The following is a 20,183-nucleotide window of genomic DNA, read 5'->3' as shown; positions in this document are numbered from 1 at the left end:
GGCACATGCCATGCTAAGCAATGGAGGCGCTCCCCCAAGCCCCCAAAAACATGAAGCACCCCATGCGTCTTGACGCAGCGATCTGCCACACCGCGCTTTCTTTTTTCAGTCTCATCATTGCCTTTCTGACTGCATCATCAGCGGATGCCGCCACGGTTATCTATGACGGGGGCACGACAGGCACTGGCACGACTTTTGACACCGCCGTCAACTGGTCTGGAGATGCCATCCCTGTCACGACGTCCGAGGCGTTGTTTAACACGTCCATCGTGCTGCCTGCCCAACTCACCACCTCGACGACCACGAACACCTGGGGAGATCTCATCTGGAACACCAATGTCTCCTCCGCGCTTACGCTCAACTCCACCGCAGCCACAAATCGAAACCTCGTCCTCAGTGGCGGTGGTGGCAGCACCGAGGCCATTGCGCAAGGCGGTGCCACGGGTGACTTGATTCTTCTGGGGACAAACGCCGTGAGCAACACTCTTGCCATCGGCGGCAACGCGGGCACTGGCACGGGCGTGCTGAACATGGCCTTGGGAGCGAGCGGCAACTTCGATGTGGTCAACAGCGGTGCCACGCTCAGCATCTCTTCCCTCATTTCGGGCAATTTTAATCTCACCAAGACGGGCGCGGGAACCCTGACGCTCTCCGGTGCCAACTCTTTTGGCAGCGCCACGACCAGCTTCACGCTGAATGCCGGAACGGTGAACGTCAACAGCGCCACTGCGCTTGGAGCCTCCACCAACACCTTTGTCATCAATGGCGGCACCTTCGACAACACCAGTGGCGCCGCCATCACCACCAGCAGCTACAAGCAGACGTGGAATAGCAGCTTCACCTTCACCGGTACGAACAACCTGACTTTGGGCAGTGGAGCCATTAGCCTCGGCACCACGGCTGGCACCAGCCGCACGGTGACCGTTGGTGCGGGCATGCTTTCCATGAGTGGCGTCATTTCCAATGGCACCACGGCCACGAGCATTGTCAAAGATGGCGCTGGCACGCTGTCTCTTTCCGGAGCCAGCACCTTCACGGGCGGAGTGGTCGTCAAAAATGGAACTCTGTATGGCGGCAGTTCCACCGCCTTTGGCACGGCGGCAGGCACGATCACACTCGGGAACACCAGCGGATCCCTCAGCGCCAGTCTCATGGGCAGTGGCGCTGCCAGCCCCACCTTTGCCAATCCAATTGTGGTGGTCTCCGGCAGCAGCGGCAACACGCTGACCATGGGCACCGGGCCACTGGGCACGCTTTCCACGATTTTCAGCGGGACGGTGTCGCTGGGACATGACCTCGTCCTTTCCAACGCCAGCACCGGCATGACAACTCTCTCGGGCGTGATCAGCGAGACGGGAGGAGCCAGGTCCATTGCCGTCGTTGCAGGCACCGGCACTGTCAGCCTGACGAACACCAACACCTTCAGCGGCGGCGTGACCCTCAACAATGGAAGGCTGATCCTGGGCGTGACCAATGCCACGGGCACAGGACCGCTCACGATCACGGGAGGCGTTTTGGACACCACCTCCACGTCCAGCGGGACCGCGGCGACGCTGAACAACTCCGCGTATTTTTGGAACGGCGATTTCTCCACGGGCGGCACCACGGCGATCACGCTGGCAGGTGGAAATGTGACGCTGGGGGGCAGTCGTGTGGTCACCACCGATGTCATCAACAGCGCGATCTTCACGATCAACGGCGGCATTGGGGACGGCGGCAATGGCTACAGCCTGACCAAGGCAGGCGGGGCTGTGCTGAACACGCTTGGCGTCCTGAATCTGAATGGTGCCAGCACCTACTCGGGCGCCACGATCGTCATGGGTGGGGTCTTGAATCTGATCCAGTCCGGCAGCACATTGACGAACACATCCGGAGTGGTAGTCACGGCAGGCACGCTGAATCTAGGCGTGACCAGCGGCACTGGCGTGGCGAATCGCATCAATCCCGCTGCCAACCTTGCCTTGGGCGGCAGCGGCATCTTCACTTTGAATGCGGGCGCCACCGGGCCGGTGAACAGCCAGAGCTTTGCGGCGCTGAACGTGAATGCGGGCAGCAGCCAGCTTGGCACTTCGTCTGCCACGAATGCCGGCACCTTCTCATTTACCGGAGCGGCCGGTTCAGTGTACTCGCGCTCCACCGGAGGTGTGGTGCGGATTTTGGTGGGAACGAACACGAGCTTTGTCAACGCTCCCACGGGCAGCAGCGTCACTGGCACAGGCACGAGCGCCATCCTGATCGGCGCTGTCAGCGGCACGACGGTGACGGCCACATCAATGACGGATTTTGTCAAAGCCGCCGCCGGAGTGATCTCCGCGCCCGACTATGGAACCAACCTCTGGAGCAGCGGTGTGAACACCACTCTGACGAACTCGTTGAGCGTGAGTGGAAACACCCAGAGCCTGCGCTTCAATACCTCAGGCGCTATGACGGTGACCCTGGGCGGCACGTCCACCCTTGAATCCGGAGGCATTTTGGTCACCAGCGCGGCCCTGGGAGGAGGCGCCATCACCGGCGGGCAGATCCAGGCGGCCGGCGGCAAGGATTTGTGGGCTTATATCTCCACGCTGGCAACCAGCACGCAGGGATTGAAAATCGCATCCCTCATCGCTGACAACGGCGGCTCAAGCCTGACCAAGGGGGGCGGTGGCGTTCTTTATCTGACCAACGCTGGCAATACATACACCGGGGGCACCTATCTCGGAGAAGGCACGCTCAACATCACCTCGGGCGGTGCGCTTGGCACGGGTGCGCTGAACTTCACTGGCAATGCCACGCTGCAGGCGGGGGGCGCGACTGTGGATCTGGGAACGCGCGCCATCACCATCGCGGCCGGGCAGGTCGCGTTTATTAACAGCAATGGCAGTGGTAATACCATCACAGTCTCGGGCGTCATCAGTGGCGATGGCGGCCTGACCAAGAATGGTGCGGGAACGCTGGTGCTCTCCGGCGCGAACACTTACACAGGAGACACCACCTTTGAAAACGGAACGCTGAAACTGGACTTCAGTGCCGCTGGTGCACCGGTCAGCAACATCCTTCCTGCGGGCAGCCTCTTCAGTCCTGGCGGAGGCAGCTTCAGCACGCTGGGCGCCTTCAGCCAGACCTTCATCATTCAGGGGAAGGACGGCACCGCCAACTCGCAGATCCTGAGCGGCGGCCTTTACACCAATGTCTCCAACTACAACACGGCCGGCATCTACCTCAACAAGGGCATGTCCCACCTGAACTTCGTCGCGGGTGGCAATGGTGGTACGCTGGTGGTGGATGTGGGCTTTGTTTCGCGCGGCTACAGCACTGACCCCAACAACGCCGTGGATTTCTCCATTGGCTCCGGGGTCACGGTTCTGTCCACGGGCATCAGCGCCTCCAACTTTGCCACGGTCAATGGGAATACCTGGGCGACGGTTTCCGGCGGCCAGCTCATCGGTCTGCCCACCGCCTCCTACAGCACCAGTTACAGCACGGTCAATGCGGTGCTGGACGTGGGCACCGGCGGCACGCTCAGCGCCAATCCGGGCTCGCTGCGCTTCAACAACAACTCCGCGGCCACTGTGGCACCCGGCACCGGTGTGGTGCGCGATATTGTGACCGGGGGCATTCTCGTCACGCCGAATGTGGGAGCCAACACTTCCACCATCTCCGCCGGATTGCTGGCCGGATATGGCGCGCGCGACCTCATCATCCATCAGAACAACACGGCCGGTTCGCTGCAGATTGATGCCGGAATCGTGGACTTCGCCGGGCGCACCACGACGATCTCAAAGAACGGACTTGGCACGGTCCTTTTCACCGCAGCCAACACCAACACCGGGGTCTCCTTTGTCAATGAAGGCACCCTCGTGGTGATGGGGGACGCAGTGTCCAGCTTCACCAGGACAGCCACCGACACCAGCGGCAGCCCGGTGCTGACGATGAGCGATACTTCCAACATTTTCCTGGGCCAGGCGGTCACGGAAGCGACGACGCTCACGACGACATCAACGACCTGGACGGTGGTGGCGATCAATCCCAACGTCTCTGTGACGCTTTCAAACAACGCCGCGGGATCCGTGACCAATGGCACCTTTACTTTTGGCGCCGGCAGCGCCCTCGGCGGGAGCACATCGCTCACTCACTACATTGCGCCGGGGGCCACGCTGCAGATCGGCAATGGCGGGACCACGGGTTCGCTGCTCACCGGGAACATACTTTCCAATAACGGAACGGTCATCATCAACCGCAGCAATGACCTCACCTTTACCAACGTGATGAATGGCACAGGTGCTTTTGAAAAACAGGGCACGGGCAACCTCACTGTCAGCGGGGCAAACACCATCACGGGAGACACGCGGATCTCTGGTGGCAGCGTCATTCTGGGTGCCGCAACGGCGCTGGCCAGCAGCACTCTCGACTACGGCAGCTACGGAGGAAGCCTGTCGTTTGGCTCTCTTACGGCGGCGACGCTCGGTGGACTCAAAGGCGGCCAGAACCTGGTGCTGAGCAATGCCAGCGCAGCGGCGGTGACGCTCACGGTCGGGGGCAATCAACAGGACACTGCTTATTCCGGAGCTCTGAGCGGTCTGGGAAGCCTGGCCAAGACCGGAGGCGGTGTGCTGACCCTCAGCGGTGCGAGCACCAACGCCGGCACCATCTCAGTCTCCATCGGAACATTGAACCTCGCCGGCACATTCACCGCCACCGGCGCCGTTTCCTCCAGCGGCACCAGTGTGCTCAACATGGCGGGTACTTTCACCGATCTGCCAACCCTGACGATCGCCGGCAGCCTGGCCACGCTTTCGGGGTCTTTGGTTCGTTCCGGAGCTTACTCCAATCTGGCCGGCCTGACCGTGAGTGCAGGCATCTTTAATGTGACGGGCACTTTGGGGACTTCCGCCGCCGTGCCGCTCGGCCAGACGGCATTCTCTGGCAACAGTGTCACCAATTTTTCCGGCACCGAGTATCTCTCAGGAGCCTCCACCACCTTCCGCATTGGTGAAGGCTCCAGCGCCACGGTCAATGTCACGGCGGGGACGCTGACGGTGGGTTCCGGCTCGGCCGGTCTGGCGCTGGGCCGCAGTGCTGCCACTGCCAGCGGCTTTCTCAACGTCTCCGGTGGCACGGTGGATGTGGAAGGAACCAGCACGGTGGTACGAATTGGGGCCGGGTATGCTGATGCGGACAACAGCGGTGCCAGCGTGCTGACGCTTTCCGGAACCGGGATCTTCACCACGGGCACGACCACCGCGCAGTTTTTGCTCGGCTCCAACCTGGCCGGCAACACCGCCAGCTCCGGCACCTTCAATCTGGATGGCGGCACGCTGATGACCAACCGCATCATCACAGGAGGCACTGTGGGTGCTTCCATTTTCAATTTTAACGGCGGCACTTTCAAAGCCACGGGCACCGCCGCGACACTGGCCACTTCGTTGACCACCGTGAATGTGCGCAACGGCGGCGCGGTGATCGACAGCAATGGATTTAACATCGCCATCGCCAAATCGCTGCTGCATTCCACGATTGGTGGCGACACTGCCACCGACGGTGGGCTGACCAAGCAGGGCAGCGGCACGCTGACGCTCAGCGGAGCGAATACTTACACCGGCGCCACCACCGTGAACGGCGGCACTCTCAAGGCGGGATCCACCTCGGCGTTTGGCAGCGGCTCTGCCGTCACTCTGGCAAACACGGCAGGAGTGACCCTCGACATCACAGGCTTCAACACAACGGTCGGCTCGCTCTCCGGCGGCGGTGCCGCAGGGGGAAATGTGACTCTCGGTGCAGCCACGCTGACAACCGGTGGAGACAATAGCAGCACCACGTACTCAGGGGTGATCTCCGGCACGGGTGGCGGCGTGACGAAGGCGGGAGCGGGCACGCTTGTTTTCACTGCGGCGAACACTTACACCGGCAGCACCACGGTGAGTGGTGGCAATCTGCAGGTGGGCGCAGCAGGCGTGGGCAAATCCGGGTCCGGGGCGACCAGCATTAACGGTGCTGGTGCCGTGCTCTCCGGCACGGGCGTGGTCCAGGGAGCCGCCACCATCACGCTGGGCCTGCTCAGTCCGGGCGATTCCGGTGGTGTCTCTGAGGGCACGCTTTCGTTTGCCAGCGGGCTGACCTTCAACCACGCCACGCCATCCACTGCCGTGGCGCTGACCATTCAGGGCAGCACGACAGCGAATGAAACAGGAGACCGCCTTTCCGTCACGGGTGCTCTCAGCCTGGATGCAGACAGCATGTTTGTGGTCAATCATGGAGCTGACTGGACGCCTACCACCGATCAAAGCTGGACGCTGATGGATTGGACCGGTTTGCTCACGCTCAATGGCTGGAGCGCCGGCGGCAATCTCTCCCTGCCCGATCTCAGCAGCTACAATCTTGGCTGGAACGTCAGCGACTTGCTTGATGGCAGCACTGGGGGGGCACTCGTGGTGAGCATTGTCACCGTCGTGCCGGAGCCGTCACGCGCCATGCTGCTGCTTGCTGCCCTTGCCTTCTTCTCGCTGCGCCGTCGCAGAAGCTCCTCACAGTTCTGCCACTGAAATGGCGGCCGCCAGAATCACCGTCAGCGTGGCCAGCAGTACAAGGGCCATGCGCACGGTGGAGGGATTCATGCCAGGCTTTTCCATGTGGGCATGGAGACAGCCCAGATCGTGTTCCGACAGCGACCGGCGGGAGGAGTCGAGTTTGGGAAGCAGAGAGGTCATGGCGCGAGGAGGATTTGGGGGGGGATGGTGCGAGGAGGGGGGGAACCCCTCGCACCGTCCGGTTTATCGCACTGCACCTCGTTGCCGCGCTCATGGACTGCTTTTTGCGGTGCGAAACAGGGTGTCCCTGTTCTCAGGCGTCATGCCGGGCGTGACAGGGCTCTGCCTGATGGGGACGTGAGGGCTGCCTCAGCAGACAGCCGCCTTTCCAGCCGGGACTGAAAGCTCTCCCAGCAGCGCGCAGCGCGTGAGCGGAAGTCGGCAGGGGTGACGTTTAGGCTGCGCAGGCATTCGCGGTGATCCCATGCGACGACCCAGGCAGTGGCGCTGTGGATGAACTGAAACTGCCAGCGCCAGAGCCGCTGCACGGCTGGCGTGAACGTCCTGAGCCGTTCAAAGAGAAAGTCGCGCTGAAAGGAAAGGTGCCCCATCTCATCGCGCAGAATTTTTTTGGCCACGGTTTGAACCACGGGATCGCTGCAACGAAGCGCGAGCAGACCGAAGTAAACTTCAGCGATCAGCTCCGCTGTGAGGAGCACCTGAATGTTGAACTCCAGGTTCACCAGATCGCGCATCCAGCGGAAGATTGAATTGGTCCACTGCTTCTGCAGCAGAGTGCCGTGCAGATGCGTGACCAGCCGCGCCAGCAGGGCGGCGTGGCTCTGCTCTTCGGCCACAAAGAGATCGACGGCGCGTTGATACCCTTTGAGGCATTCCAGTGAGGCGATGCTGCGGGTGTAGCGCCGCAAGCGCGTGCCGCCACCGCTTTCTCCCAGCTGGAAGATGGCGATGGAGCGCGCGATCGCACGGCGCTCCGGTTCCGGAAGCGTGCAGGCTGTGTCCGGCAGGGACAGCGCGTGGTTGAGCCGGGTGTTGGTCTCGAAGTGGTTGATCCAATGCAGAGTGTTCATGGTGTTCAGTTTTGGGGTTAGGCGGCGTGAAGCATGGAGCGGAGGAACTCGTGCACAGGGCTGCTGCGCATTTCGGCGGCGATCTGCCGAAGGCGCTGCATGACGGCGTCCACCGTCTCATCCAGCGTGGAAGTACCTGCCGTGACGCCCACATTGCGGGCCTCGCGGAACCAGCCCGGATCGAGTTCGTCGGGTCGCTCGATCTGCAGGGTGCGCCGGCCGCAAGCGAGCGCTTTTTGGGCAAGCTGGCGCGTGTTGTTGCTGTTGCGTCCGCCAATGACGACGATGTGGTCGCACTCACGCAGCAGATCATCCATCGCGGTCTGGCGTTGTTTGGTGGGATGGCAGACCGTGTCGATGAAACGCACCTCAGAACTGCGGTGGCGGCGTTTGATGGCATCGACCAGACGCAGGACGGCCTCCACCGGCTGAGTGGTCTGGGAGACGATGCCCAGCCGTGGATGCGCCGGGATTCGATCCAGGTCCGCCTCTTCCAGCACCACGACGGCCGCGGGAAAGTCGCCAATGAGGCCGCGCACTTCGACATGCTGGCTCTGGCCGATGACCACGGGCTGGTAGCCATCGTTCACCAGCATGGCCAGCGCCTGGTGTGCCTTTCTGACGAGGGGGCAGGTGGTGTCGATGACTGTGTGGCCTGCATCCTGCCACGCACGGCGATGCTGGTCCGACGCACCGTGCGCGGTGATGGCGACCTGCTGCGTGGCGCTGCTGTTTAGATCATCGAGATCGCCACGCTGCGCGCCAAGCGTGGCCAGGTGTCGGTCCACCAGCGGATTGTGCACGAGCTGGCCGAGGATGGTGAGCGGGGCGCGCTGGGCGGCCGCGTGGGTGCTGCGCAGGGCGTCGCGGACGCCGAAGCACATGCCGTGATGTTGAGCGAGGATGATGTTCATGGTGATGTTGTTGGCTTTAACTTTGTGGGACAAAGCGAATGGGTAAAATGAGGGACGGGGTCAGGTCTGCTGCGCGGCTTTGACGATCTCGCCGAGCACTTCGACGTAGTCTTTGAAGGCCTTCCGTCCCGCATCGGTGAGTTCGTAGCTGGTGCGTGGCCGCGTGCCGGTTTCGTCGCGGTTTTCCTTGATGTAGCCCGCCGTGCCAAGCGTGCGGAGATGGGAGATGAGATTGCCGTCGCTCATGCTCAGCTCCGCCTTGAGATCTTGAAAGGCCCACTCACCCCGCGTGGAGAGCAGCGTCATGATGGAGAGGCGGCCCTTTTCGTGGATGAGCTTGTCGATTTGATCGAAGTCGATCATTTCGGCTGTTCCTCCGGAGGTTGGCTGCTGAAAAACACGGCCAGGCCATAAACGACATGCAGCAGGCCGAAGGTGAGACCCATGACGAGCGAAGCCGGGCCGAGATCGTTCGAAAGCAGGCGTACGTCGCTGTAGGCCGCCCACGCGAAGAAGATCACCAGCCCAGTGAGCACAAACGCCCAGCCGAGGCGGATGAGCGAACGGGGAGAAAAGCTGGCCGTGCTGAGCAGGGCGAGACCATAGCAAAGCGCCCAGATGAGCGTGGCCAGCGTCAGATTTTGCAGGAACACGATCAACCCGATGCCGATGCTGCCACCCACGAGCATCGGCGGTACAAAGGCCCGCAGCGCCATGCGCATGCCCGCGGAGACGAAAGGCTGGCTGCGGCGGCGAGCCTCCTTGAAAAGAAGAAAAGTATTCAAGGCAGAGGCGATGCCGAGTATGAGAAGCCAAGTGATGAGAAAGCAGTGGTCGCACATCACCGCATCACCGTTGTTGCGCAGGGCATGCCAGACCGGCCAGCCGGAAGCCACAAGTGCAAGCACGCCGCCCGTGAACGCAGCAGGTGCGGATACAGCACGGTAAATGTGCGCTTTTTCCATCAGTGAACGGATGATGCGCAGATTTTCCAAAGCGGCTTCAGTCGTGCTCATGCAATCACTTTGTGGGCCAAAGTGAGCGGTCGCAAGTAAAACTTTGTGCGGCAAAGTGACATTTCTTCTGCTTCAGGCTTGGCAGGTTAATATAATTACCATAAGTTAAGGGAAGTGAATGATTCCGTCCCAGCATCCTCTAAAAAACGCCAGTCTTTCTGGCGCAGGAGGCTGCTTCTGTTGAGTGGATTCGGACTTTTTTGCGGCACGGCGCTTGGCAATGACCCGACTGCGGACCAGCAGTATCTGCTCGAACTGACCAATCGGTTCCGCACAGATCCGCAGGGGGAGCTGGCCAATCTGGTCAATTTTTCATCGCCTGGAGTCTGGGCGGGGACGAAATCCAATGACCCCAGCATCGCGTATGCGCTGAACTACTTTGGCACCAGCGCCTCGGCCCTCGCTTCTCAGTTTTCCAGCCTTACCGCCGCCCCGCCGCTGGCATGGAACAGCGCCTTGAACGTCTCCGCCACCAGCTACTCCAATTTGATGGTGACCTCGGACCAGCAGGCCCATGGTCTGGATGGATTGACCCTTGACCAGCGCATTCAAAATGGCGGCTATGGGGCCAACTGGTTGAACGTTGGCGAAAACCTTTTTGCCTCGGCTGACTCTGCTTTGCATGCGCACGGTGCGTTCGTGATCGACTGGGGAGATGGCAATGGCTCGACGGCAGGCTACGGCAATGGCATTCAAAATCCGGCCGGCCACCGCGATCTGCTGCTGAATTCTGCCATGAAAGAAATCGGCATCGGCTTTCAAAGCATCGCTATTCCGGGTTCCAACACAACCGCCATCGGGCCCTATGTCATCACCGAACATCTGGCCTCGCAGTTCCGATTTGATGGTGTCCACTACATTTCGGACGCCATTCTGACGGGTTCCATCTACCAGGACACCGTGCTCGCCGATGCCTTCTACACTCCGGGGGAAGGGCTTGCTGGAGAGACGGTCAATGTTTACAACGACACCACCGGCATTCTCGTGGCCAGCGGCTTCAGCAACAGCGCCGGCGGTTACAACATCACCCTCACCGGGCTGACGGACGGCACGGTTTATCGAGTGGAAGCGCCAGATACGGGTCTCGCACCCAGGACCTTCACCCTCACGGAGCACACGGATGATTATGGTGTCCCGGTCCTGGTGTATGACAATGTTTATGAGTCATTCGCCGTCGTGCCTGAGCCGCGCAGCCTGCTGCTTTGCCTGGCCGCCGGGCTGTGTTTGCTCGGGGGGCGTTCCCGCCGCACCACCTTTTGATTTGCCATGAGATCCATCCTTCTCCTGCTTCTCTCTGCCGTTTCCCTTTTGGCCCAGGCTCCGGCCTCGCCGCTTGCCACGGAAATCCGCGCGATCATTGATGAATACGAAAACTCCGTGCGTGCCAACACGCAGAAGCTGATCGCCGCCACCACCGAAGAGGAGAAAAACAAATTTCGGGCCAGCATTCCCAGTGCAGGACCCTATGCCACCAAGATGATGGCCCTGGTGCAGGCAAACCTGGACAAGCCGGATGTGGTCAAAGGCGTAAACTGGCTGGTCATGGGCGCCGCCGGTTTCCCGGAGGGACAGGAGGCGCTGAAAATGCTGGGCACAACCTTCGCTGATCGTGCGGGAATCGCTGAATCTGTCAAGCAGCTCGAATTCCAGGGGCTGCCGGCGGAGCCGGTGCTGAAGGCGGTCATTGAGAAAAACAAGAACCGTGAGGAGAAGGCGGCCGCGCTGTATGCGCTGGGGGCGATCCATTTCAAAAACTTCGATGCCTCGGCGGATCGGGAGTCGGCGAAGGCTTCCAAGGTCAAGGCGCTCGAGTGCTTCGGTCAGCTCACGGCGGATTACTTTGATGTGACGATCCAGGGTTTCAAGCTGTCCGACTTCGTGGCGAAGATGCTGTTTGAAATGACGAATCTGCAGGTGGGCTGTGAAGCGCCGGAGATCGAGGGCAAGGATGCGGACGGAGTGAACTTCAAGCTGAGCGACTACCGCGGCAAATACGTCATCGTCATCTTCTGGGGCGGCTGGTGCCATGCCTGCCACGGCACGCTGCCGCTGATGAACCAGGCCGCTGCGCAAATCAAAGACAAGGGCGGCGTCGTCATCGGCGTGAATACGGACATCGAAACGGAAGCGAAAAAAGCGCTCACCGACTACCAGGTCAGCTTCCGCAACGTGCTCGACAACACCAGCAGCGGGCCGAACACCTCGCTGTATAACCTGCGGAATTTTCCGACGCTGTATTTGATTGATCCGAAGGGCGTGATTGCGATCAAGAACGGGGCGCTGGATGCGATGGTGGCGCAGGTTCTTGCGTCACAGGGCGCTGCGAAGTAGGCTGTGGCATGAAGCTGTGGCTCCGTAGTCTGGCGCATTTGACTGAATGCGTGATCCTCGGTTTTTGGATCGCGATGATGGTCGTCGTGCTGCCAGGTGGAATTTATGAAATTTCCACGGGTTCTCCAAGCGACAGTTTTTTGTTTTACCTGATGATCGTCGGTTTTCCTGTCGTTGGCGCGGTCCTGGTGATGGTGCCGATGGCCTGCTGGAAGAACAAAAAGTGCCTGCGCGTCGCTCGGCAGACCGGCCTGTTTTTTCTGGTCGCGCTGGTCGCCATCAGGTTCATGCAGCCCTGAGGGGTGGCGCATGAGGGGAGGGGCGGATGGCTGAATTCTAGGCGGTCTGAATGGTTTAGATGTATTAAAAACTTGCCATTTCTATGAAAAACCATAAATATACGCTATTATAAGGCCGCATTTAGGCGTCTCAGTTCTCATGCTTCCACTCATCGAACAAATCCTCAAAGACTCGGGTTGTGCCGAGATGCCTGCTGTGCGGCAGGCTGTGGAGGAGGCGTGCTTCAATCAGACGTCGTTTGTGGACGCGGTGCTGGATTGTGAAGGGGTGCGGGAGCGTGACTTTCTGACGGCGCTGGCAAAGACGCTGAGCCTGCCGTGGTGGGAACCCAAGGAGGAGGAAGAGCAGGCGGAGCAGGGGCTGCGGCGCCTGCTTCCAGCGGAGATCGCGCTGAGGCACCGGCTGCTGCCTGTCTTTACGGAGGAAACGAAGGGAGACGAGGGCGGGGAGTCGGAGCGGACGCTGCACATCGCCACCTTTGATCCTTTGAGCCTCGTCGCGCACCAGCGTGTTGCGGCGAGCTTGTCCATGCCAGTGGTTTGGCACGTGGGGCAGCGCACGCGCATTGTGGAGGGGCTGCAGAAGCTCTATGGCCTGGGTGCGGACACGTTTGAAAAAATCCTGCGTGGGCGCGCTGACTGGGGCGCGGAAGATTTGCGTGATGAGGTGACCGTGCTGGATGAACCGGAGGACGAAGAGGCATCGGTGGTGCGCTTCGTGAATCAGATCATCCGCCGTGGCCTGGAGCAGCGGGCGACGGACATCCATGTGGAGCCGCAGCAGGACCGGCTGCGCATTCGCTACCGCATCGACGGACGGCTGGAAGAGCTGGCGGTGCCGGAGAACATCAAGTCATTGCAGGCCTCGGTGATCGCGCGTCTGAAGATCATGGCGCGGCTGGACATCGCGGAGAAGCGTCTGCCACAGGATGGACGCATCAATCTGGAACTCGACGGGCTGGCCATCGACGTGCGCGTGGCGACGATTCCTTCGGTGGAAGGGGAGAGCATCAGCCTGCGCCTGCTGGCACAGCAGCAGGTGACGGTGAACCGCCTCGGTCTGACGGACAACATCCGTCCGCTGGTGGATGAACTGCTGAAGCTGCCGAACGGGATCATCCTGATCACGGGACCAACGGGGAGCGGAAAATCGACTTCGTTGTATGCCTTCCTGACGGAGCTGAATCAGACACATCGGCGCATCGTGACGATCGAAGATCCCGTCGAATACAAGATGCCAGGGGTGGTGCAGATCGCGGTGAAGCCTGAGATCGGTCTGACGTTTGCGACGGGACTGCGCAGCATTTTGCGTGGAGATCCGAATGTGGTGATGATCGGCGAAATGCGCGACCTGGAAACGACGGAGATCGCGGTGCGTGCGGCGCTGACAGGACATCTGGTGCTGAGCACGCTGCATACGAATGATGCACTGGGCGGCATCACGCGACTGATCGACATGGGAGTGGAGCCGTTCCTGGTGTCGAGCGCAGTGCGGGCGTTCTTTGCGCAGCGGCTGGTGCGCAAGCTGTGCCCGCAGTGCAAGACGCCGACGCAGGTGGAGGAGAGCTACCTCAGGTCGGTCGGCTTCCCATCTCACCTTCCGGGCAAGATCATGCGCGCCGTGGGCTGTGAATCCTGCCGTGGCAGCGGCTTCCAGGGCCGTTTGTCCATCTACGAAGTCTGCCTCGTCACGCCTGCGCTGCAGCATCTCATCAACAGCCGTGCGCACCCTGCGGAGTTTCACAAGCAGGCGATCAAGGACGGGTACATCCCGATGCGGGGCTATGGATTTCAAAAAGTGCTCAGTGGTGACACGACCATCGAGGAAGTGCTGAGCGTGACAGCTGCCAGCGACCGCAATCACAATCCCCAGACGACCACTCTTCTGCCGCCCACACGCCTAGCCGCCTGATCTCATGCCCACTTTCGTTTACAGCGCCCATGGACCTTCCGGTGTCATCACCGGGGAGCTGGCTGCGTCTGATCGCAGCGAAGCGTTTGCATTGCTGGGAAAAAAGAAGATCCAGCCGATCAAGCTGGAAGCTGCTGGAGATGCCAAAGCCTCGGCAGGCCCTGCGGCTAAAGCCAGGAAGGCGGCGGTGGCTGACGAATTGATCACCGGTGCGCCCATCAAGCTCAAGCTCCCGCAAGTCGTGTTGTTCATCGAAGAGCTCGCCGACCTCGTCGGCGCGGGCATTCAACTGGAGCCCGCGCTGGCCACCATGGAGCGCCGGCGTGAACTCTCCGGCATCAAAACTCTCGCCACCGTCCTGCGAGGCAAGGTGCGCGATGGCATGGCCTTTTCCAAAGCGATCGCGGCGACGAGTCCGAGCTTTGGCAGACTTTTCTGCGCGCTTGTCTCCGCAGGGGAGGCCAGCGGTTCTCTGGGCATCATCTTGAAGCGTCAGGCGCAGTACATGCGCTCCCTCCAGGCGCTGAAGTCCAAGGTGCTCTCCGCGCTGATGTATCCGGCGTTTCTCATTGTGGCGGCGGTTTCTGTGACGCTGCTGTTTGTGGTCTATCTCATTCCGAAGCTCACGGAGATGCTGGATTCCACCGGCGGCTCCCTGCCTCTGGCCGCGCAGATCATCCTGAAAATCAGCGACACCTTCAAGGCCACCTGGTGGATGATCATTCTGGGCGGCATCGTGGCCTACATTCTCGGCAAGGCCTGGGTCTCGCGCCCTGAGTCCGCCATTCCATGGGCGCATTTCAAACTGCGTCTGCCGCTCTTTGGCGGCATCTTCCGCGCGCGGTTCTACGTCCAGTTTCTGGAGACCATGGCCAACCTCCTGGGCAACGGCCTAACCATGGTGCAGGCCATGCAGCTCACGCACCAGGCCATCGACAATCCTTACCTGCAGCAAAACTTTGAAAGCGTGATGCGCAATGTGGGGGAGGGTGTGGCTCTCTCGCGGGCGCTGGACCGGAGCGAGCAGTTCCCGCCGCTGCTCATCGACATGGTGAACGTGGGCGAGCAAACGGGAGACATGCCCGCCGCGCTTGCACGTGCCGCCGAGCGCTTTGACCGCGAGCTCAGCAAGAAGATCGACACCCTCGCCGCGCTCATCCAGCCCATGATCGTCTGCCTCATGGCCGCCATGGTCGGCCTCATGGCCTACCTCATGATGACCACCATTTTCCAGACCATTTCCAGCATCAACAAATAGCAAGCATCCACCCACCCCATGAAACATACGCAAACCAAACACCGCCTCGCGACGTCCGGCTTCACGCTCGTCGAGATGATCCTTGTGCTCGCCATCGTGGCGCTCCTTGTGGGCGCGGCCATCGTCAATTTCAGCGGTGTGCTGGAAGGCGGCAAGAAAACCACCACGAAGGGAAACATCAGCAGCATCTCCTCGGCGCTGCGCGCCTATGAAGTGGACAACATGTTCCTCCCCACCACGGAGCAGGGCCTCTCCGCCCTCGTGGAAAAACCCGCAAGCCGCCCTGTGCCGCAAAGCTGGAGCAAAAAGCTCACGAAGCTCCCCATCGATCCCTGGGGCAATGCCTACCACTACCGCCGCCCCGGCCTCAAGGACAAGACCGGCTTTGATGTCTATTCCTCCGGCCCGGACGGCATCGCCGACAATGAGGATGACATCGGCAACTGGGAGAAGTGAGAAAGACGCATGACGAAACCCGAATGACGCACGGCATGTCCATCGCAATGACATCGCAAACCACGCCGAAGGCCCGGCGTGGTGCGGGTCGTTGCCGTGCTGCGGGCTTCACGCTGCTGGAAATCATCGTGGCGATGTCGCTGACCTTGCTGATCATCGCCATCGCCATTCCCAGCATCTCGGGTGTGCTGGCGGAGGACAAGCTGCGCCGCGCAGCGGCTACGATTGAAACCACGGCGCGTCAAAACCTGCTGCAAGCTCTCAATACCCAGCAGATGGTGCGTATGGAACTGACCAGCGGCTCCTTTGGCGCGGGCGATGAATTCGGCGGCATGCTGCTGGTGCGCCGTTTTGGTGAAAGCGTGTTTCGCAAACCCAGGCGCGGGGAGGCGTGGGAGTTCAATCCCAGCGGCATCTGTGAACCCATCGAAGTCCGCATCAGCGGGCCGGCGGGGCAGATTGAGCTGGGCTTCGATCCGCTCACGGCCTGTGCCAGGCGCAAATCCATTCAGGTCAAAGGATGAAACACACGCGTCCATCCTCCAACTTCCGGGGTTTCGCCTTGTTCGAAATCATCCTAGCGCTTGCGCTGTTCTCGTTGGTGGCCGTGAGCATGACGCGCGCGGTGGAAGAGATCGCCAAGGCCTCGACGTCCGCACGGCAGGAGGCCCAGGTGCTGCGGGTGCTGGAGTCCGTGCTCGCGGAGGTGGCGCACCAGCCCGAGTTCAAAGCCGCGAGCATTTCCTTCAATCCCACCGCCGACCACATCGATGCGAGTGCCACCATCGAAAAGGTCAAACTCATCACCAAAGACAAGGTCGAGCTCGACCACATGTTTCGCATCCGCGCCGAGGCATGGATCAATGACGGGCGCACGCGGCGCATGAAACGCAGCATGGAAACCTATGTATATTCACCGCGCAGCCCGATCTGAATCCGCGTTTTCGCTGATCGAGGTCGTCATGGCCCTGGCTCTCATTGGTTTCATCCTGAGCGCCAGTTATGGCGTTGCCAGCGGCACGATGCAGATCGGCAAATCCATGAGCAACGCACGCGTGGCGGAAACGCGCATCAGCAACTTTGTCTCCCAATGGCGAGACTACATGGAGACAATGGAGCCCGGCATCCAGCTCACGGCCGATGTGGAAAAAGTGGCGCGCGGGGCTTCCGGAAATTTGTTCATCGCAGGCGGGCGCATGCCCTTTGCGTGGGAGCGCCATCTGCAGCTGGCCGATGGCGTGGAGTTCGGCGTCGTGCGCAATCGCGAAAGCAAGGACCTCAGCCTGGTGGTGCGCCATCTCAAGCTGAAGCCCAAGTCGCGCACGGTGTCCGAATATGAGACGATCTCCGAGCTGCCGATTCTGGAAGGACTCAAGCAGATGCAATGGCAGTTTTATGAACCGGAAGAGAAGCGCTGGTTTGCCAGCTGGGACCCCAAAAAGAGGCCGCGGCCGCCGCTGTTCATGAAGCTGAAGTTTGCCTTCACGGCCGACCCGCGGGAGCACGAGTACACGTTTTGGATCGCGAATGATCTGGCGGAAGCCAGCGTGCCGCAGGCGGTCCCAGGACCGCAATGACGATGACCCGATGATGAACGAACCCTCCATGACCCAGGACCTGACGGCGGACAGAGATGTCCGTCTGAAAGTCTGCGCCCCGCGCAGGGGCTTCGTCATGCTTTCGTCATGCCGCAGACGTCGCCTTTCAATGGAGCGCGGCTCCGCACTCATCGTGGTGTTCTGGATGATCGCGATCCTCGGCATGGTCATGTTCGCAGGAGCGAAGGCCCTGCAGGCGGACTCCCAGTACACCCGCCTCATGCGAGGGCGGATTTTTGCCAAGCGCTATGCGGAAATGGGCATCGAGGTGGCGCGGCATCCCGCCATGCGCGAGGACGATCCGCTGCTGCATTTCACCTCGGACGGGGGCGGCGGCTATCAGGTGAAACTCGCGGCCGAAGAAGCGCGGCTGAACGTGAACCACCTGCTGCAAAGCGGGGACAAGGTGCTGCTGCGCCGGCTTTTCACCAGCTGGGGCTTCAAGGAAGAGTTTGTCTCCGCCTTGTGCGCCGCACTCAAGGACTGGGCCGATGCGGATGAAAACGTCAGCCTCAATGGTGCGGAGAAACGCGAATACCTGAAAATGGGTTTTGATGGCATGCCCTTCAACCGCCCCTTCAAGGAGGTCGAGGAGATGCTGCATGTGCGCGGCATGGACGTCGTCAACATCGAGCGGCCGGACTGGCGCGAGTGGTTCACGGTCTTTGGAGACGGGCGCGTGGATGTGAATGATGCACGGCCCGAGCTCATTGCGCTGCTGGCAGACGTGCCCATGGAGCGTCTTCAGCCTCTGCTGCGTCTGCGTGCCGGCCGCGATGGCGCGCAGCACACCCAGGACGATGTGCGGCTCAGCAGCGTTCCGCAGGTGGCTCAGCTGCTGGGTGTGTTCCAGCCGCAAACCGTCGCACAGCTCACGCAATGGATTCAATTCGCCGGTCCCATCCGCCGCATCGAGAGCACAGGCTCTCTCGGACCGCTTCAACGCAAACTCATCCTCATCACGCAGGACGGCAGGGCCGTCTGGCGCGGTGAGATCCCCGCCCATGGCAAAAACACGTAAACCACCCTGCGAGCTGCTGCTCCCTGGCGCACAAGTCTGGCAAAGCTGGGCGGGTGCGGAGGGCGCCGCCTGCTTCCTGCAAAGCGAGCAAAGCAGCACTGGCGCTGCGTTTGGCAAAGACGCACAGCGCCGTGTGCTGGCGCTTCCCGCCGTTCACTTCTGGGCCCTGCCTGCGTGGTTGAAGGGGCAGCCCGAGCATCTGCGGAGCATGGCGCTGCTGCATCTGGAGCGCATGGGCATCAAGACCGAGGATGACGAGGCCGGCGTGCAGGTGCGCAACATGCAGGGGAAGGAAGGCGCCTATCTCACCCGCATCCTCGCACTCAAAGACATGCCGGTGCCGCTGACGAACACCGCCAGGCTGCCGGATGAAGTGACGCTGCACGCGCTGTGCTATCCGCTGGTGCAGAACAGCCTGACAATCTTCCGCGAACTCGGGCGCCTGGTTGTCGCCATCACCAGCGGCACGCAATTGATCTACTGCACGCCATTGTCTGCCAGCAGACTGGATGGGAACGCGCTGGCGGAGCTGAACAACATCTGCCTGCAGCTCGGCTTCCAGGGCGTGCTCGGTCGTCTGGAAAGCATCGTGCTCTGGATTGATGAGGGGGACACGGCGCAGATCCAGCGTGTGACGGGTTTGGCCGCGTACCGCTGCGACATGCCGGTGCCGACGATGCCGGAGCGCGGTTCGAGCCTGCTGATGCCGCAGGACCTGACTGCGGAAAGGAAGAGCCAGACGAGCCGCTCAAAGACAAGACTCATCGCCCTGGTGACAGGAACGGTGATCGCCGCCGCGATCGCTCTGGTGGCCACCATGACCTCCCTGGCCATGCAGGAGCGCAACCTGCTGCGTGAAAAAGTGGCCGGCCTCACACCACGTGCTTCACGCGTGATGGATCACAAAAAAGCATGGAATGAAGCGGCTCCTGCGGTGGACCCAGGAACGTGGCCGCAGCAGATGCTGCTGCATTTCATGGAGCCGGAATCTTCCAAGGAAGCCTCGATCACTCATTGGGAATGGACGCCTGACTACGTGAGCATCCGTGGCCGCATGCCGAAGTTCTCTCTGGCCATCGAGTACACTCAGGCCTTGAAGTCCATCGAAGCGCTCGCACCTCTGGCGCTAGAGGGACCCCCACCGGTCATTGCCAGCGATGACAGTGCCACCTTTGAGCTGAAGGGAGGGAAGGGCGAATGAAGAAGAGCGAGAAAGTCCTGCTGGGCATCTTCGCCTTTCTATTCTTCGCCATCGTGGGCGGGGGAGGGCTGACCTATGCCTTCAGAAACTATATGGCCATCCGCAACGAGAATGACTCCCTGCGTGACCGCCTCGCTGAAATGAATCTGGCCATCTCCCAAGGGGCGGACTGGGCTGCCAAGCATGGCTGGCTGGAGGAGCACTGCCCGAACTTCACCAGCCGCCAGGAGGCCTCTTCCAAGCTGCTGGAAATGATCGCCGGTGAGGCCGACAAGATCGGTCTCAGCATTGGCGGCAAAGAATTCCTCGATGAAGTGCGTGTGCTGGGTCCGGATGGTCTGCCAGTGGAGGAGAGCCTTGGTTATTTTGACAAGGCGGCGGTCAAGATCACACTGGCAGGCGTGCCGGAGAAATCGTTTTATGCCTGGCTGCATGCGCTGCAGAAGCCGCAGAGCTTCCTGGGCATCACCAGAATGCAGATCAATCCCAGCGGCTCGAACAAGAGCATCAATGCCGAGGTCGAGTTCACCCAGTTCTATCGTGAAAAATCAACTCCCAAGGTCAGCAAAGTGAACTAGCC

The 20,183-nt window shown here is 61.0% G+C and carries 18 protein-coding genes; 13 read left to right on the top strand and 5 right to left on the bottom strand.

Annotated features, from left to right (window positions below; translation table 11 throughout):
• Positions 1–62 precede the first annotated feature (62 nt).
• The gene (locus ACILSO_RS12720; RefSeq protein WP_395737791.1) at positions 63–6,521 is read left to right on the top strand and encodes an autotransporter-associated beta strand repeat-containing protein; all 6,459 of its coding nucleotides are present in this window, start codon (positions 63–65) and stop codon (positions 6,519–6,521) included.
• Here the strand turns inward: ACILSO_RS12720 and ACILSO_RS12715 are convergent.
• From ACILSO_RS12715 to ACILSO_RS12695, 5 genes are all read right to left on the bottom strand, one after another.
• Positions 6,504–6,686 carry a hypothetical protein gene (locus tag ACILSO_RS12715; RefSeq protein WP_395737790.1) on the bottom strand — a complete coding sequence of 61 codons (183 nt, stop codon included), beginning with the start codon at positions 6,684–6,686 and terminating at the stop codon, positions 6,504–6,506. The two genes, ACILSO_RS12720 and ACILSO_RS12715, sit on opposite strands and share 18 nt — an antisense overlap.
• Positions 6,687–6,826: 140 nt before the next feature.
• Positions 6,827–7,597 (bottom strand): hypothetical protein, encoded by a 771-nt coding sequence (locus ACILSO_RS12710; protein ID WP_395737789.1) that lies wholly within the window; start codon positions 7,595–7,597, stop codon positions 6,827–6,829.
• Positions 7,598–7,614: 17 nt separating this feature from the next.
• A complete protein-coding gene (gene ispH, locus ACILSO_RS12705) occupies positions 7,615–8,511 on the bottom strand; it encodes a 4-hydroxy-3-methylbut-2-enyl diphosphate reductase (protein WP_395737788.1) in 897 nt (298 codons plus the stop codon).
• Between the two features lie 60 nt (positions 8,512–8,571).
• Positions 8,572–8,874 (bottom strand): transcriptional regulator, encoded by a 303-nt coding sequence (locus ACILSO_RS12700; RefSeq protein WP_395737787.1) that lies wholly within the window; start codon positions 8,872–8,874, stop codon positions 8,572–8,574.
• Complete coding sequence (locus ACILSO_RS12695) at positions 8,871–9,527, bottom strand: hypothetical protein (protein ID WP_395737786.1); 657 nt, start codon at positions 9,525–9,527, stop codon at positions 8,871–8,873. Before ACILSO_RS12695 ends, ACILSO_RS12700 begins: the two co-directional genes overlap by 4 nt.
• A gap of 114 nt (positions 9,528–9,641) precedes the next feature.
• Here ACILSO_RS12695 and ACILSO_RS12690 point away from each other — a divergent pair, with 114 nt between their 5' ends.
• The 12 genes from ACILSO_RS12690 to ACILSO_RS12635 all read left to right on the top strand — a co-directional run bounded on the left by ACILSO_RS12690 (position 9,642) and on the right by ACILSO_RS12635 (position 20,181).
• The gene (locus ACILSO_RS12690; RefSeq protein ID WP_395737785.1) at positions 9,642–10,787 is read left to right on the top strand and encodes a CAP domain-containing protein; all 1,146 of its coding nucleotides are present in this window, start codon (positions 9,642–9,644) and stop codon (positions 10,785–10,787) included.
• Between the two features lie 6 nt (positions 10,788–10,793).
• Positions 10,794–11,858: a peroxiredoxin family protein gene (locus ACILSO_RS12685; protein WP_395737784.1), complete on the top strand. Its 1,065-nt coding sequence runs from the start codon at positions 10,794–10,796 to the stop codon at positions 11,856–11,858.
• A gap of 8 nt (positions 11,859–11,866) precedes the next feature.
• Complete coding sequence (locus ACILSO_RS12680; protein ID WP_395737783.1) at positions 11,867–12,157, top strand: hypothetical protein; 291 nt, start codon at positions 11,867–11,869, stop codon at positions 12,155–12,157.
• Positions 12,158–12,296: 139 nt separating this feature from the next.
• Complete coding sequence (locus ACILSO_RS12675) at positions 12,297–14,069, top strand: GspE/PulE family protein (protein ID WP_395737782.1); 1,773 nt, start codon at positions 12,297–12,299, stop codon at positions 14,067–14,069.
• A gap of 4 nt (positions 14,070–14,073) precedes the next feature.
• Positions 14,074–15,327, top strand: coding sequence for a type II secretion system F family protein (locus tag ACILSO_RS12670; RefSeq protein ID WP_395737781.1), 1,254 nt, complete (start codon positions 14,074–14,076; stop codon positions 15,325–15,327).
• Between the two features lie 18 nt (positions 15,328–15,345).
• Complete coding sequence (gene gspG / locus ACILSO_RS12665; RefSeq protein WP_395737780.1) at positions 15,346–15,783, top strand: type II secretion system major pseudopilin GspG; 438 nt, start codon at positions 15,346–15,348, stop codon at positions 15,781–15,783.
• Positions 15,784–15,818: 35 nt separating this feature from the next.
• Positions 15,819–16,307, top strand: a complete 489-nt coding sequence (locus ACILSO_RS12660) for a prepilin-type N-terminal cleavage/methylation domain-containing protein (RefSeq protein WP_395737779.1) — start codon at positions 15,819–15,821, stop codon at positions 16,305–16,307.
• The gene (locus ACILSO_RS12655) at positions 16,304–16,717 is read left to right on the top strand and encodes a type II secretion system protein J (protein ID WP_395737778.1); all 414 of its coding nucleotides are present in this window, start codon (positions 16,304–16,306) and stop codon (positions 16,715–16,717) included. Before ACILSO_RS12660 ends, ACILSO_RS12655 begins: the two co-directional genes overlap by 4 nt.
• The gene (locus ACILSO_RS12650) at positions 16,689–17,360 is read left to right on the top strand and encodes a type II secretion system protein (protein ID WP_395737777.1); all 672 of its coding nucleotides are present in this window, start codon (positions 16,689–16,691) and stop codon (positions 17,358–17,360) included. The genes ACILSO_RS12655 and ACILSO_RS12650 overlap by 29 nt, the downstream gene beginning before the upstream one ends.
• A gap of 28 nt (positions 17,361–17,388) precedes the next feature.
• Positions 17,389–18,402 (top strand): general secretion pathway protein GspK, encoded by a 1,014-nt coding sequence (locus ACILSO_RS12645; RefSeq protein WP_395737776.1) that lies wholly within the window; start codon positions 17,389–17,391, stop codon positions 18,400–18,402.
• Positions 18,386–19,603, top strand: coding sequence for a hypothetical protein (locus ACILSO_RS12640; protein ID WP_395737775.1), 1,218 nt, complete (start codon positions 18,386–18,388; stop codon positions 19,601–19,603). The genes ACILSO_RS12645 and ACILSO_RS12640 overlap by 17 nt, the downstream gene beginning before the upstream one ends.
• A complete protein-coding gene (locus ACILSO_RS12635; RefSeq protein ID WP_395737774.1) occupies positions 19,600–20,181 on the top strand; it encodes a hypothetical protein in 582 nt (193 codons plus the stop codon). The genes ACILSO_RS12640 and ACILSO_RS12635 overlap by 4 nt, the downstream gene beginning before the upstream one ends.
• The last annotated feature ends 2 nt before the right edge of the window (positions 20,182–20,183 follow it).

The organism is Prosthecobacter sp. (assembly GCF_044226605.1).
Classification (GTDB): domain Bacteria; phylum Verrucomicrobiota; class Verrucomicrobiia; order Verrucomicrobiales; family Verrucomicrobiaceae; genus Prosthecobacter.
The sequence above is the reverse complement of the archived record's forward strand: the minus strand, read 5'-3'. Positions and strand labels throughout refer to the sequence as shown.

Coding starts and splice junctions, on each gene's coding strand:
- ACILSO_RS12720 (WP_395737791.1), top strand. CDS start 63: ATGCGTCTTGACGCAGCGATCTGCCACACCGCGCTTTCTTTTTTCAGT.
- ACILSO_RS12660 (WP_395737779.1), top strand. CDS start 15,819: ATGTCCATCGCAATGACATCGCAAACCACGCCGAAGGCCCGGCGTGGT.
- ACILSO_RS12640 (WP_395737775.1), top strand. CDS start 18,386: ATGGCAAAAACACGTAAACCACCCTGCGAGCTGCTGCTCCCTGGCGCA.
- ACILSO_RS12635 (WP_395737774.1), top strand. CDS start 19,600: ATGAAGAAGAGCGAGAAAGTCCTGCTGGGCATCTTCGCCTTTCTATTC.
- ACILSO_RS12695 (WP_395737786.1), bottom strand. CDS start 9,527: ATGAGCACGACTGAAGCCGCTTTGGAAAATCTGCGCATCATCCGTTCA.
- ACILSO_RS12700 (WP_395737787.1), bottom strand. CDS start 8,874: ATGATCGACTTCGATCAAATCGACAAGCTCATCCACGAAAAGGGCCGC.
- ACILSO_RS12650 (WP_395737777.1), top strand. CDS start 16,689: ATGTATATTCACCGCGCAGCCCGATCTGAATCCGCGTTTTCGCTGATC.
- ACILSO_RS12645 (WP_395737776.1), top strand. CDS start 17,389: ATGACCCAGGACCTGACGGCGGACAGAGATGTCCGTCTGAAAGTCTGC.
- ACILSO_RS12675 (WP_395737782.1), top strand. CDS start 12,297: ATGCTTCCACTCATCGAACAAATCCTCAAAGACTCGGGTTGTGCCGAG.
- ispH (WP_395737788.1), bottom strand. CDS start 8,511: ATGAACATCATCCTCGCTCAACATCACGGCATGTGCTTCGGCGTCCGC.
- ACILSO_RS12670 (WP_395737781.1), top strand. CDS start 14,074: ATGCCCACTTTCGTTTACAGCGCCCATGGACCTTCCGGTGTCATCACC.
- ACILSO_RS12685 (WP_395737784.1), top strand. CDS start 10,794: ATGAGATCCATCCTTCTCCTGCTTCTCTCTGCCGTTTCCCTTTTGGCC.
- ACILSO_RS12710 (WP_395737789.1), bottom strand. CDS start 7,597: ATGAACACTCTGCATTGGATCAACCACTTCGAGACCAACACCCGGCTC.
- gspG (WP_395737780.1), top strand. CDS start 15,346: ATGAAACATACGCAAACCAAACACCGCCTCGCGACGTCCGGCTTCACG.
- ACILSO_RS12680 (WP_395737783.1), top strand. CDS start 11,867: ATGAAGCTGTGGCTCCGTAGTCTGGCGCATTTGACTGAATGCGTGATC.
- ACILSO_RS12715 (WP_395737790.1), bottom strand. CDS start 6,686: ATGACCTCTCTGCTTCCCAAACTCGACTCCTCCCGCCGGTCGCTGTCG.
- ACILSO_RS12655 (WP_395737778.1), top strand. CDS start 16,304: ATGAAACACACGCGTCCATCCTCCAACTTCCGGGGTTTCGCCTTGTTC.